This window comes from Secundilactobacillus odoratitofui DSM 19909 = JCM 15043 (genome assembly GCF_001434895.1).
GTDB lineage: Bacteria > Bacillota > Bacilli > Lactobacillales > Lactobacillaceae > Secundilactobacillus > Secundilactobacillus odoratitofui.
Genome location: NZ_AZEE01000002.1, coordinates 55,509 through 68,701, shown reverse-complemented (window position 1 = coordinate 68,701; position 13,193 = coordinate 55,509). Strand labels below are relative to the sequence as shown.

11 protein-coding genes are annotated in these 13,193 nt (G+C 44.8%); 7 read left to right on the top strand and 4 right to left on the bottom strand.

Annotation, left to right across the window (positions count from 1 at the left end; genetic code table 11):
- Positions 1 to 7 precede the first annotated feature (7 nt).
- Positions 8 to 1,027: an NADP-dependent oxidoreductase gene (locus tag FD04_RS00805; RefSeq protein WP_056946342.1), complete on the bottom strand. Its 1,020-nt coding sequence runs from the start codon at positions 1,025 to 1,027 to the stop codon at positions 8 to 10.
- A gap of 144 nt (positions 1,028 to 1,171) precedes the next feature.
- On the opposite strand from FD04_RS00805, the gene FD04_RS00800 reads away from it, so the two are divergent.
- The 4 genes from FD04_RS00800 (at position 1,172) to FD04_RS00780 (ending at position 6,227) form a co-directional block, all read left to right on the top strand.
- On the top strand, positions 1,172 to 1,726 hold the full coding sequence (locus tag FD04_RS00800; protein ID WP_056946340.1) for a TetR/AcrR family transcriptional regulator: 555 nt from the start codon (positions 1,172 to 1,174) through the stop codon (positions 1,724 to 1,726).
- A gap of 89 nt (positions 1,727 to 1,815) precedes the next feature.
- Positions 1,816 to 2,289, top strand: coding sequence for a nucleoside 2-deoxyribosyltransferase (locus FD04_RS00795; protein ID WP_056946339.1), 474 nt, complete (start codon positions 1,816 to 1,818; stop codon positions 2,287 to 2,289).
- A 959-nt stretch (positions 2,290 to 3,248) separates the two neighbouring features.
- Positions 3,249 to 5,087: a glycoside hydrolase family protein gene (locus FD04_RS00785; RefSeq protein WP_056946337.1), complete on the top strand. Its 1,839-nt coding sequence runs from the start codon at positions 3,249 to 3,251 to the stop codon at positions 5,085 to 5,087.
- 117 nt (positions 5,088 to 5,204) lie between these two features.
- Positions 5,205 to 6,227, top strand: a complete 1,023-nt coding sequence (locus FD04_RS00780; protein WP_056946336.1) for an acyltransferase family protein — start codon at positions 5,205 to 5,207, stop codon at positions 6,225 to 6,227.
- Between the two features lie 343 nt (positions 6,228 to 6,570).
- Here FD04_RS00780 and FD04_RS00775 read toward each other — a convergent pair whose 3' ends face one another.
- Positions 6,571 to 7,455, bottom strand: a complete 885-nt coding sequence (locus tag FD04_RS00775) for a matrixin family metalloprotease (protein WP_054702689.1) — start codon at positions 7,453 to 7,455, stop codon at positions 6,571 to 6,573.
- Between the two features lie 168 nt (positions 7,456 to 7,623).
- Here FD04_RS00775 and FD04_RS00770 point away from each other — a divergent pair, with 168 nt between their 5' ends.
- Entirely contained in the window at positions 7,624 to 8,826 is a 1,203-nt protein-coding gene (locus FD04_RS00770) for an acetate/propionate family kinase (protein ID WP_054702692.1), read from the top strand.
- Between the two features lie 70 nt (positions 8,827 to 8,896).
- On the opposite strand, the gene FD04_RS00765 is transcribed toward FD04_RS00770, so the two are convergent.
- On the bottom strand, positions 8,897 to 9,508 hold the full coding sequence (locus tag FD04_RS00765) for an alpha/beta hydrolase (RefSeq protein WP_056946335.1): 612 nt from the start codon (positions 9,506 to 9,508) through the stop codon (positions 8,897 to 8,899).
- Positions 9,501 to 10,472: a ring-cleaving dioxygenase gene (locus tag FD04_RS00760; protein WP_056946334.1), complete on the bottom strand. Its 972-nt coding sequence runs from the start codon at positions 10,470 to 10,472 to the stop codon at positions 9,501 to 9,503. The genes FD04_RS00765 and FD04_RS00760 overlap by 8 nt, the downstream gene beginning before the upstream one ends.
- A 277-nt stretch (positions 10,473 to 10,749) precedes the next feature.
- Here FD04_RS00760 and FD04_RS00755 point away from each other — a divergent pair, with 277 nt between their 5' ends.
- Together FD04_RS00755 and FD04_RS00750 are read left to right on the top strand one after the other, a co-directional pair.
- A complete protein-coding gene (locus FD04_RS00755; protein ID WP_054702697.1) occupies positions 10,750 to 11,658 on the top strand; it encodes a GH25 family lysozyme in 909 nt (302 codons plus the stop codon).
- Between the two features lie 347 nt (positions 11,659 to 12,005).
- Complete coding sequence (locus FD04_RS00750; protein ID WP_056946333.1) at positions 12,006 to 13,175, top strand: aminotransferase class I/II-fold pyridoxal phosphate-dependent enzyme; 1,170 nt, start codon at positions 12,006 to 12,008, stop codon at positions 13,173 to 13,175.
- Positions 13,176 to 13,193: the final 18 nt, after the last annotated feature.

The following is a 13,193-nucleotide window of genomic DNA, read 5'->3' as shown; positions in this document are numbered from 1 at the left end:
CGGCGAATTAATCTGAAACGGTATCATCGAAGTGAATCAGGACCTTTCCACGTGGATGGCCGTTAGCTAGGTAAGCTTGTGCTTCGTTAACTTCAGTCAGATCAAACGATTTTGAATCAACTGCAGGCACAATGTTGTTTGCTTCAATTAATTTAGAAATAGCCCGGAGTTGCTGGCCATCACTTCTAACGAAGATGAAGTGGTAAGTGACGCCGGCCTTTTTGGCTTGTTGATCTAGTTTACGGCCGTTTAAGCCAAACAAGATTCGTTGCAAGAGTGGCATATGTTGTGCACGTGCGAAGGCACCGTTTGGTCCCATGATCAAAGATAGTAGCTGCCCACCTGGTTTAATAATTGAAAGTTCATGTTCGAGTTCGGCAGGTCCGAGGGTATCGATCACTAAATCAACGTCAGACAGTAATTCCCAGTAGTTTTGAGTGTGATAGTCGAAGTATTGGTCTGCACCAGCAGCGAGAGTTCGTTCTTTTGCTTGAGCGTTACCACTGACAATAACCGTCAGACCAAGCGCCTTTGCAATTGGAATCGCCATTTGACCAAATGAGCCTGAGCCACCTGGAATGAATAAGGTTTGACCAGATTTGGCCGCTAAAATTTCGTGCAATCCCTGATAGGCGGTTAAACCGGTTAGAGCGGCAGCGGCGCCAGTTTTGAAATCAAGATTACTTGGCAAAGGCGCAATGGCACTCGCATCAACCGCGACGTATTGGGCGAATGCACCAATTTGATGAAAGGGAAGTCGGGTGTAGACGGAATCACCCAGGTTAAACTGCGTTACAGAACGTCCTAGCTGAACAATTTCGCCAGTCAGCTCGTTACCCATAGTTTGAGGAAGCTGGTAATGATGCATTAACCGTAAACTACCGGTGCCAATGAGTGCATCAAGTGGATTTACGGCTGCTTCTTTGACTTTAATCAGGACTTCAGTATCGTTAATTGTGGGTACATCGATTTCATTTAGTTCTAGTTGATAGTTTTTTGCGTATTTTGTAAGTTGTGCGGCTTTCATTTTGGTCCTCCATTGTGAGCGTAAGTAACATTTTTACGATTTTGTTACTTAAAAGTTTAAACCTCAAAGTAACAAAAGTCAATAATTGTTACTTAATTTAAAATATGATACGCTTATTTTGGAAAATAAGTGAGGTGAATTGAAGTGGCAAAGTTGACACAAGCTAAAATCGTTGAAACGGCAAGTGCATTAATTCAACAAACTGGGCGGACGGATATTTCGTTAAGTGTGATTGCTGAAACTTTGGGAATCACGCATGGTGCACTCTACAAGCACTTTAGTAGCAAACAGGCTTTATGGGAAGCTGTGGCTGCTGATTGGTTTCAGACCCATATTTTGCAGCAAATTTCAGTTAAAATGAACACCAATGATTCAAAACCAGTCACAACACTTCATGACTGGCTTTGGGCACTCGTCAATGCCAAAAAGTCTGCTTATGAAGCTGATCCTGAGATGTTTGCGTTAAACACTCGCTATGTTGATAGCAATCCAATCGTACTCAGACGCGTATTGCTGCCAGCGTACCAGCAAGTGGATGATTTGATGCAGTATCATGATGCCAACTACCAGCGCGCAGAAACGATTCTAGCTGCTTTTTCGATTTTTATGCTGCCAAACTTTAAGGAAACCTGGCAGCAGGATGACTATCAGGACCGTTTTGAGGCAATGTGGCGGTTAATTAGACTGGGTGTTTCATGAATAACTGATTAAATACGAATGAAAACGCGTAAATTAAATGTATTGTATGGTATTCTATTAGTATCAAATATAAGGAGCGTCCCAAACTTATGAATAATATTTACCTCGCTGCACCATTTTTTAGTGACGGTCAAAACGACCGTGTGAACAAGGTTGTGAGTTTATTGCGGTCAAACAAAACAGTTGCTGAAAATGGCATCTTCATTCCGTCTGAACACCAGCATGAAGACTTAGAATTTGGGAGCTTTAAGTGGCAAGTGGCCACGTTTAATAGCGACGTGCGTCAGGTGCGCAAGGCCGACGCTGTTGTGGCAATTTTGGATTATCAATACGAAGAGACCAAGGAAAACGAACCTGATTCAGGCACGATTTTTGAAATTGGTGCTGCATGGCAGGCTGGCGTGCCGGTTGTGATCGTTCAATTCGACGAAAGCAAGAAGCTCAACTTAATGCTGGCACAGTCATACACGGCATTCTTCAACGGTGACGATGCAATCAAGTCACTTTCAACTTACGACTTTGATGAGCTACAGCAACATTATACTGATAAAGAAGTATTCTAATTATCGAATTAAATTAAAAACACTGTCGTAGTTATACTCGGCAGTGTTTTTAATTTGTACACGAATTTACTTTCGGCAGTCAGTGAGCTTGGACTGCCGTGTCTGTGGGACCAGCTTCAACCGCTGAGGCGTTTTACACTTCGATTCTGAGCTTAAAGAGCGAGTTTCGGAATCGCCAGTCCAAGTAAACGTGAAGCGCCAACTCGGAACTAGCCACTGCAACGGCAATTCAAGTTCACTGACTACGTTACCGCTTATGTGTAGTGGATGATGAAATCATTCGGGAGAAAGGTTTCAGAGTCATGTGAGATTTTAGATAGTGCCTATTATTTAATAGGTGCAAGGGGTTCGTAATATGTGATACAGGTTTTGATAATGGCAGATAACGATTCATGTAAAGGTTACCGTTTTGCCTATATTACAATAGGCACTGTATGCATTTTAATGTGACACGTTATTGAATCGGCTTGGAAGAGAGCGGATTGATTCATCATAAGCAGTAGTTTGGGATTTTAATATTGCGACATGTAAGCTAGTTTTATTTAGATTAAATTACCTTATTTAAATCAATTTCAATACAACGAAACGGAGGTTATCAGCCCGTTCCAGCAGCAGTGACAAGACCTTCTTAGCGTCTCTGGCGGTTAGAAGGTCTGGACGGTTTTGAGCCTCACGGGGTTTGTGAGGCTCAAAACCGAAGTGTAAGCCACAATGTGGCTGAAACTGGTCCCACAGCAGCAGGAACGGGCGAATAACCGAAGTGCAGTGGGCGCGAAGAGCCAAATCCGTTTACTTGGCACAAAATCAGTTTCACCGACGCAAATGTCACATCCTGACAACAATATGACATTCCGATTAAATTTTGAGCACCAGTCCGTTAAAAAATTCCGCAGGCGTTCACTTTTGGTACAATGGGTACAGACATTATTTTGTGTTCTATTTGGAGAGGATGGATAGATATGGGCAAACCAAGTCGGATCATGCTTGGCTTACTAGCTTTGGGGACCGTAGTCGGCGTGGGACTGACGCAGTTTGGAACTAGTAACAGCCAGATGAATCAAGCAGTTGTGGCACATGCTGCAAAAACTGTGAATGCAAAAAATCAGGGGATGGTTGCAGACAGTAAAACGGATAATGCACCCATTTTACAGCGCATTATTAATGCGTTCAGCGCTGATGATAACGTGACAATTCACGTACCAAAGGGCACTTATTTATTTACGAACGATCAATTAAAAGCAATTGTATTACATTCAAATATCACGTTTGATTTTGATGATGGCGCAGTTTTCCAGATTAAAAATGGTGACCGCATGCCATTTGTGTACCCAAGTCCTAAGGCTGGCTACGATGGTGGAATTAGCAACGTCACTTGGAATAACGCCACTTTCAAGGGCGATTACAACAAAACCGATGGTCAAAGTGTGTTCGTTCAGTCGATTCACCACGCTAAGAACGTCAACTTTAACGGGTGTACCTTTGATAACGCCGAGTCACCAACTGGCCATTACATTGATATCGATGGTAGTCACAATGTTAATATTAAGGACTCAACCTTCACTGGGTTTAACGCCAACACGGATTTTGATTACAAAGAAGCCATCCAAGTTGACTACTCAAACACTAAAGCAATGTCGTACCACCAATCCGGTGACAAGTACGATAACCTGCCATCCTATGATGTGACCGTGGATGGCAATAAGTTCATTCCGCTTTCAAGTGCTTCAGGTTCGGTGAAGTCATTTGCGCCTAACCCAATTGGGCAACACGTAGTTTATGGTAAGGGTGCCGGTGGTATTATTCACGACATTCACTTCACTAATAATTACGTGCAAGATGCTAAACCGCTATTAGATGATGACGGGGCTAACATTCATTTCGTCTGTGTGTCTGACCTATACATCAGCAACAATACTTTCGAAAACAAGGGTGCATTGGGGTCGGGTAACTACATTCGGATCTTTAATACCTCGGCACTTGTTAAGATGAGTAACATCCAGATTACCAACAACAACTTCGTTAACCTGGATCCGAACAACCGCTACATCTACTTTGATAATTCAAAAGGTGGCGGTATTACGGGCGTTAAAGTCACTGGCAACAAGATTACCAGCGCGAAGAGTAACATTCCGTTTGTTTTGGATAACGGTATGTCGAGCTCTGATATTACCATTAGCAAAAACACTAACAATAAGTCCACGAAAGTTAGCGGTTCAGCGGATGTTAAAAACACCGCTAAGTTGCAAGGCAAGTTGACTGGGACGTATAAGGGTGGTAAGAAAACTAACAAAAAAGAAACCTATGTGTCTGGTTATAACGGTCAGTACGCCAAGTTAGCCACCAACGCTGCCAAGAAATACGGTTTGTATAGCCATATTCGTGGTCACGCCGGCTGGTATCTCTTCAATAAGAAGGACGGTTGGGCAAAGGCGAAGAAGTCTGGTATTGTCTACGTTGATATGCGTGCAACCGCTGATAGTGGTAAGTGGTATCGAATTCGCTTCAGTTCAAACACTAGTGCACGTAAGTACTGGATTCGTGCCAGCGCTTTGAAGTTTGATAAGATTACTTACGAAACTTATGAGAAGACCCTGAATCCAATTAAGAAGTACACGATGTATACTAAAGTGTTTGATGATCCTGATTTAGCTAAATTGGCTGGTACTACGGCTGACCTGGGTTCTAAGTCAGTTGAGATTACCAAACGTGCGCGTCGCGTATCCGTTTTGAATGGCAAAACGTCAACTTACTATTTAGTTAACGGTAAGTATTGGACACGGGCATTAGCATTCTATTAAACTAGTGATGTGCAGGCGACGCAGTCACTTCAATCAGCTTGTTCATCAACTGGATGAGCAAGCTGATTTGCTGTGATGAACGGTCGTCAATTGAGAGAAGAGAAGGAGAAATGGTGCATGACGCGAAGTGAAGCGCAGTCGAATCCCAAGTGGGTTCAGCTGGTAAGGGCAGTGGCAATCATGGCAATTGTATTTGACCACGCAATTTACCCGAATATCAGCGTTAATCATGTGAGTGAAACGTTATATATCGTGACAAATTGGTGGGATATTCCGCTATTATTTATTATTGGCGGGGTGGCAATTACGCCGATTGCGAGAACTTGGGCAGCTTTTTGGCACTTTGTGGTGCAGCGGCTAGTGCCAATTTTGGGAACATACTTGGCTTCTGGTGCACTCTTGGTGCTCGCTAGTCACTTTATTCACCAAGATAGCTGGCGTTACACTGGCTACTTCTTCTTACGTTTATTGTATGGCGGCCAGACGCTAGACGGCGACCTGACCTTGATGTGGCTGTTTACCGTGTACCTCCTAACGGTGCTTATCGTCACCCTACTGGTGAGTTGGGTCGACAGCCCAGCTATTCAAGTGTTCATTGCACTCGCCATGTTTGCGTTAAGTGTGATGTATGGCACGATTGGCTTTCTTCATTTCCAGTACATGCCTTGGGGAGCTGACTTAGTCTTGATGACCACGCTCTGGATGATTAGTGGTTACTATGTTTATCAAAACTGGGATAAAATGCAGTTTGGTCGGTTTTATGCCACAGCTGGATTGGTGATCTACGGGATTATGGTTTACTGTCGCTACGAATGGGGATTGAACTTTGAGTTGGTCTTAAAGGAACATCACATCAAGACACCTTACATGGCCGCTTTTGTGCCACTTTTTATGACGTTAGCAATTGGGATTGTTTGCTATTGGTTGGCGAAAAAACGTTGGTTTGATTGGTTATTACCAGTTGGCCGCTTTGCCGTTCCAATTATCTGCATGGTTCAATTAACGATAGATGTGGTGTCACACGTGTCCATCTTGAATCATATTCCAGCGTTATGGTTTTTGGGCCTCGTCGTGCCGATGCTGATTGCAGGGGTCTACCGGATGGTCCTTAAGCAATTTCGTTCCCAAAAATTAAACTAAGCATACAAAAAGCAGGTCACGCAATTGCGTGACCTGCTTTTTAATGAATAATAGCGCTATGTGCATTCACCAAACGTGAATAGGTGTTGATTGGTGATATGTACGATTGAAGTTGATTTGTCAAAGTTATCTTAACATGGCAGTGCGGGTATTTCAACTTGAAATATTGAAGCATTTTAGTACTGATTGATAGATAAGTATTGGCGTAATTCGGGTTATTGAGTATGGTTTCACCGTAAAAAAACTTTCTGATTTAAGTTGATTGAGGCGTACAAACTGTTGCCGAAATGAAAAGGCCCAGACAACCGTCTCGGCCTCAAAGGGGGAAAACAAAATTTAAGTGTTACGAGCGGGCGTCATGGACTTTCAATGCTAACTTCGCCCGGTTCACGTCAGTTCGATCAAGGTGGTTATACCCAGTTTTACTGGTCTTAACCTTGCTGTAGTTATAAACTTCGGGGGTCGAACTTGTTGCTGACATGGCGTCGGTGTGGTTTTGTGAGTGTAAGAGACCGAGAGAATGACCCATTTCATGAGCGATGATACCGGCATAGTTAAAGCTACGGGCTTTTAGGTCAAGTCGTTGACGGTTGATTGTTTGCTTTTGTTTGGCAATTTTAGTGTTGGCGGACTTGATCTGAGTCTGACGATAACGGTTATACTTTGAGACGTAGTTGGGGCTGCCGGCAATTGAGCGACTGTACAGGGTGATTCGTTTATTGGCCGCATTCACAGCGCTGGTGGTTAAGTGGGTTGTCATCTTACGCTTGATTTTACTCGTGTTTTGCGTATAGTCGGCCTTTTCTAATTGTATCTGACGTGTTCCGGGACGCCACCATGCGTCTGCTGAGGTGTTTTTATTCGTTAAGGTAACTGCCAGGTTATGGTTGTTTTTGGTTCCCTGAATGAAGACGGTGCGCCCCAGTTTTTGATTCCAGTAAGACATGGCTAACTTAACACTGGTTTTTAGACGTGAATCGTTGCTTGCCAGATACACGCGGGTGGTGGTTTGACCAGATAGAGCGGTCTGTTGGCCGTAGTCGAGTTCATAGTGCTGTGCCAGCGGACGCGCGTTGGCACGGTAATAACTACGGTTCTGATTTAGCGTTGTGGTCGTCGGTGACAAAGTTGCGGCGTGGCCTGTCGTTACAAGCGTTGTAAGCGGTAGACTAACCGAAGCAATTAAGGCGGCCGTAAACGTTAAAAGATTAGTATGATGTAACTTCAAGAAATCTCCTCCTCCAAAGTAATCCCTTGTGTACAATTCTATCTTATCTAATTTAACGAATGATCTCAATAAATATGCGCTTATTTCGAAAGGTGTGTGACCTTTCCGTGAAATTACCGAAATTGCCGGTCGTATCCTGTAAAATGAAGGTAAACGGAGGTAACCACCATGACTAAAATACTACTGATTAACGCCGGCAGCTCCTCACTGAAATGGCAGTTAGTGACCATGCCGAAAGAACGGGTGATTGCAAGTGGACAAGTAGAACGTTTGAACTTACCAGGCACAATTGTCAAAGTAGCGGTCAATGGCAAAAAGACCAAGGAAGTTGTGGAGACCCTTGACGAAATCACAGCTATTGATCGAGTGTTAAAACGACTGGTTACTGTGGGTGGCGTCAAGACACTGGATGAAGTTCAGGCGGTTGGTCACCGTGTTGTGGCAGGTGGCACCGTCTTTAAGGAAGCCATTAAACTGACACCGAGTCGAATCAATCAGCTCCAGGGTCTCAGTGAACTGGCGCCGTTACACAATCCGCTGGAAGTCCGTTGTATCGAATTATTAGCACAACGGCTCCCTGGTGTGCCTCAGTACGCGGTGTTTGATAGTAGTTACTTCCACGGATTACCAGAAAAGACCGCAATTTATGGTATCCCGTATGAATGGACTAAAAAATACCAGATTCGGCGTTACGGCGAGCATGGCATTTCGCATCAATTTTTAGCGGCCCGCGCGGCAGAGCAACTTGACCGACCATTATCTGAGCTCAACCTCATTACCATGCACCTTGGTAGTGGTGCTTCCATCACGGCCGTTAAGCAGGGTCAACCATTTGATACTTCAATGGGAATGACCCCCGTAACGGGTGTGATGATGGGGACGCGTAGTGGTGACGTTGACCCAAGCTTGGTGCCCTACTTAATGAAACGACTGTCGCTTGAAACACCAGAAGTGGTGATTCAAGAACTAAATGCATCATCTGGCTTATTAGGTGTATCCGGGGTTTCGTCGGATATGCGGGACTTACACACAGCTGCTAAGGATAATCGACGCGCACAGTTAGCATTGGAGATGTTTGTTAACCAAGTTGTAAAACTGGTCGGTGCTTACTATACAGAAATCGGTGGCGCCGACGCACTTGTTTTTGCCGGTGGGATTGGTGAAAAAGACGCCGATATTCGGGCAGCCATTATTGACCGATTAGCGGTGCTCGGCATTCAACTTGATCCTGAATTGAATACAATTGGTGCAGAGGGTCCGTTACAGGCAAAAGCTAGTTCGACCGCAATTTTACTCATTCCGACTAACGAAGAGTTGGCGATGGCGCGAGATGTGTGGGGATTAGTGAGTGACGAAGTTGTCGTAAAATAACACAATGATAAATACGCCCAAGAGCAATGAAAAGTTGCGCTTGGACGTATTTTTTAATTATCGTTATAGTTCAGGCATTCTTAGTTAACCAATCCTTGGCAGCCAACAATTCAGCTTGTGTTAAATGGTGGGATTGGTGGTTTTTGAATGGTTCCACGCTTGCCTGCTGCGCCGTTAATTGTGCGGTGAGTGCATCAAAATTATCTTTGGATACAATGGGGTCAACGTCACCGTAACTGGTAAACACCCGTGTATCAGCTAGGTTAGCCACACTTTCAGCGGGATCAATCAACATCGGGTGTAATAAAACTGCGCGCTTAAACGGGACTGTCTTATGCAGCATCGCGTACGCCGCAACGTTGGCGCCATTTGAAAAGCCAAGGACGATCAGTCGGCTGGCGTCGAGATGGTGTTCAGTCGTTTTTGTTTGAATTGCTTCCAGTAGCCAGTCCGTCTCGTGACTCAGACTGTCGAGATCAAAAGTCCCGTCAGTGTGACGCATGAAGTAGCGATTGCTGCCGTTTTCGCTAACTCGGCCACGGATGCCAAGTTTTGGATGCTGCGGAAACAAGAAGGTGGCAATCGGTAACAGGTCACTCTCATCACCACCAGTGCCGTGGAGCATTAAAACGGGGGCAAGTTCAGTATGGCCAGAGAAAAAAGCTGCATGAATATCAGTCATGAGTGACCTCGCCGGAGTTAAACGGCACCAGGTTAGCTTCAATTTCAGCACGTTGGCCTTCCAAAAATGGTGGTAATTCTAAGTGAACACCGGCTTCGTCGTAAGTTTCGTCTTGCAAGAATCCAGGCCCGTCCGTCGCAATTTCAAATAACACGCCTGGGGCAGCGCGGAAGTATTCAGACTGGAAGTAGAAGCGTTCAACGAAACCGGAATCGTGCAGGCCAGCGTTTTGCACCCGTTCGATCCAGTAACGAAGGCTTTCAGTATCATGGGTACGAAAGGCCATGTGATGGACAGTACCATAGCCCTGGATACCATCGGGTAAAATAAGACTGCGTTCAACGATGACCTGGGCGCCATGACCACCTTCGTGAAGTTCATAGAGAACTTGTCCGTCTTGATGGTCCAGCTCAGTAAAGCCCATCACGTCAACTAAGAGGCGGCCCAGCCGTTCTGGTTCTGAAACGGTAATGATGGTTGGCCCTAAGCCACTGATTGCCATGTCAGCAGGCACTTGACTTTGACGGTAGGGTGTCCCGCCTTCAAGGCCGACGTTATGTTCGTCAGAAACGAGCTGGTAACGTTGCTGATCAAAATCATAAAAGGGCAACACTTTTGCACCAAACTGAGTTTGAATAGCGTCCGTCACAACACCGGCGTCTGCTAAACGCTGTGCCCAGTAAGTCAGGGCGTCGTCATTAGGCACCCGAAACCCAATTCGGGAGATGCTATTTTTGCCAAATTTACCCTGATCAATGCCAGGAAAATCAAAAAAGGTGATGTCAGTACCAGCTGTGCCCATATCATCAGTAAAGTACAGGTGATAGGTGGAGACGTCATCTTGGTTAACGGTTTTTTTAATGAGGTGCAGGCCCAATAAGTTAGTCATGAAATCAAACATCTTGGGTGCACTCGACGTAATCGCGGTGACGTGGTGCAGGCCAATTAAATCAGTTTTTGCCATGATAATCCCTCCATAAGTAACGGGTTGTTTTCGGCCATTATGACAGGAAAACGGCGTGGCGACAATTATCTTGAATCGTTCGGATACGTATCATTCTTGAACGTCATCAAATTAATTCGAAAAAACGTGAGGATTGCTAAATTTTCAAATTGTTTCAAAATAATTTCAGGCGATGTAACAGAATTGTTAATGGACTGTAATTCGGGTGTGTTCCATCTGTTTTGTGAACGGGTTACACTGGAGGTAATCAATAAATTCGACTTAAGGGGAGTAACATATGAAATCAACTCAACTATTTAAGAAAGTTTTCGCGGGTTCATTAGCATTAGCGAGTGTACTGGCAATCAGCACAACGGCGTTTGCTGCTAAGACTAAGGTTGCCGATGTATCGCAGTATCAGGGTAACATTAATTGGTCAAAGGCTTCAAAGGACCTGAAGATGACCATTATTCGTGTGAAGCACGGTAACGCAGGCGATTCAGATTATCGAATTGATACAAAACGGAATGTGAACGCTAATGGCGCTGCTAAGTACGGTGTACCATTTGGTCAATATGATTATGCGGAATTTGACAGTGTGGCTGATGCCCAGAAGGATGCCCGTCAATTCTACGCACTTTCAAGTACTAAGGCTAAGTTCCTGGTGTTGGATAATGAGAAGCGTAAATCTGGTGTGAAGAGTTCCGAACAGACCTACGTCAACGCGTGGTTAAAGACGATGCGTAGCCTGACCAACAAGCCATTGGTTTACTACACATATGAAAGTTTCGTCACCTCACACAAAATCAACTACTCTAAGTTTGATGGTGCCTGGTTAGCTAAGTATTCATCAGCGAAGCCGAAGTACACCGCTGCGTTGTGGCAATATACCAGTACCGGTTCACTCTCCGGTATTAGCGGCCACGTTGATTTGAGCAAGATTCAAAACAGCAGCACGGTTGCCAACTGGACCAAGTCGACCAAGGCTACTTACATGAGCAGTGTGAAAGCCGGCCAGAAGATTCGGGCAACTCGTGGAATCAACCGTTATAAGACGGCTAACCTGACTGGCAAGATTGCCGGTGTGAAGTACAACACCACGTTGACGGCCAAGACCATTGCTAAATCTAGCGGCGGGACTTACCGAATCCAACTTTCGGATGGGTCGTATATCACCGCTAATAAGGCCTACGTTCAAGCTGAATAAAGTATGATTAATTGAGTCGTTAAAGCCACTTCCTGCACGGTTTGTAGGAAGTGGCTTTTTTATAGTTATGCAAATCGACTTTGACAAACAAAATTAAAATGCTATGATAAAACTATCATCTATTCTGAGAGGTAACTAAAATGAACGTGAATGCCATTTCTCAATTGAATAGTCGATTTTACTTTTGGTTTTTCCAGAGCTGATCTGTGAAGAGCCAGAAGCATTTTGTCATGAATGCTAACCGACCACGCAGATCAGTGAACGACTGCGTGGGCTAAAACCATGAAAATCATGGACCCGTGCAGTTTAAACTGTGCGGGTCTTTTAAATTTTAAGGAGTGTGTGCCATGAGCCGTTTATCAGAAAGTATGAAGCATGAGTTAAGTCAGATTCAACCATCATCAATTTTAAAGTTCAATCAAGAAATCTCGACGATACCAGATATTGTGAAGCTTACCCTGGGCGAACCGGATTTCAACACACCGGATCACGTGAAGCAAGCAGCGATTCAAAGTATTGAAAATAACGAGAGTCACTACACGGACTCACGTGGGACGGCGGGGTTACGTCAAGCGGCCGCCGACTTTTTAAAAAACAAGTACGATTTAAACTATGATCCAGAATCGCAAATCTTAGTGACGACGGGTGCTACGGAAGGTATTTTTAGTTCGTTAACCGCAATCTTAAATCCTGGCGATTCAGTGATTATTCCAACGCCAATCTTCCCACAATACATCCCAGTGTCGATCTTAAATGGCGCTAAGCCAATTTTCGTTGATACGTCTGATAACGGGTTCGTCTTGTCACCCGAAAAATTACAGGCGGCAATCGAAGCCAACCGCGACACTGTAAAAGCCGTGGTGCTAAACTTCCCAAGTAACCCAACTGGTGTCACTTACAGTCGAGAAGATCTCGAAAAACTAGCTGCCGTTTTAAAGCAGTATGATATCTTTGTTTTGAGTGACGAAATTTATTCCGAACTGACTTATGGCGAGACCCACGTCTCGATGGGCAGTATCCTACCAGAACAAACGGTATTGTTGAACGGCGTTTCCAAGTCACATGCCATGACCGGCTGGCGAATTGGCCTCATCTGTGGACCGGTGGACGTGATTGCTGAAATCGCAAAAGTCCATCAATTCGCGATTACATCAGCCACCGCTAACGCACAGGCCGCAGCGGAAGAAGCCTTCAAAAATGGTCCGGATGATGGCGTGGCCATGCGTAAGATTTACCAACAACGTCGCGACCTATTACTTGCTGGGTTACAAAAGGCTGGTTTTGAATGTGCTAGTCCAAAGGGGGCCTTCTACTTATTCGCGAAGATTCCAGCTAATTTGAATCAAGACAGTGTTGCCTTTTGTTACGAATTAGCTAAGGAAGCAAAAGTTGCCGTGATTCCAGGTGCTTCATTTGGCCCCGGTGGTGAAGGGTACGTTCGGTTAAGTTACGCCGCAAGCACAGAAGATTTAGAAAAGGCCGTTGCACGCATTCAAGCGTTCGCACAGGCCCACTAGAGAGTGAAGGAAGGCAGA

What these genes read in the sequence shown, in the direction of transcription:
- FD04_RS00760 (WP_056946334.1), bottom strand. Translation starts at nt 10,472, where the DNA reads ATGGCAAAAACTGATTTAATTGGCCTGCACCACGTCACCGCGATTACG.
- FD04_RS00780 (WP_056946336.1), top strand. Translation starts at nt 5,205, where the DNA reads ATGACGCGAAGTGAAGCGCAGTCGAATCCCAAGTGGGTTCAGCTGGTA.
- FD04_RS00755 (WP_054702697.1), top strand. Translation starts at nt 10,750, where the DNA reads ATGAAATCAACTCAACTATTTAAGAAAGTTTTCGCGGGTTCATTAGCA.
- FD04_RS00770 (WP_054702692.1), top strand. Translation starts at nt 7,624, where the DNA reads ATGACTAAAATACTACTGATTAACGCCGGCAGCTCCTCACTGAAATGG.
- FD04_RS00765 (WP_056946335.1), bottom strand. Translation starts at nt 9,508, where the DNA reads ATGACTGATATTCATGCAGCTTTTTTCTCTGGCCATACTGAACTTGCC.
- FD04_RS00805 (WP_056946342.1), bottom strand. Translation starts at nt 1,027, where the DNA reads ATGAAAGCCGCACAACTTACAAAATACGCAAAAAACTATCAACTAGAA.
- FD04_RS00750 (WP_056946333.1), top strand. Translation starts at nt 12,006, where the DNA reads ATGAGCCGTTTATCAGAAAGTATGAAGCATGAGTTAAGTCAGATTCAA.
- FD04_RS00795 (WP_056946339.1), top strand. Translation starts at nt 1,816, where the DNA reads ATGAATAATATTTACCTCGCTGCACCATTTTTTAGTGACGGTCAAAAC.
- FD04_RS00785 (WP_056946337.1), top strand. Translation starts at nt 3,249, where the DNA reads ATGGGCAAACCAAGTCGGATCATGCTTGGCTTACTAGCTTTGGGGACC.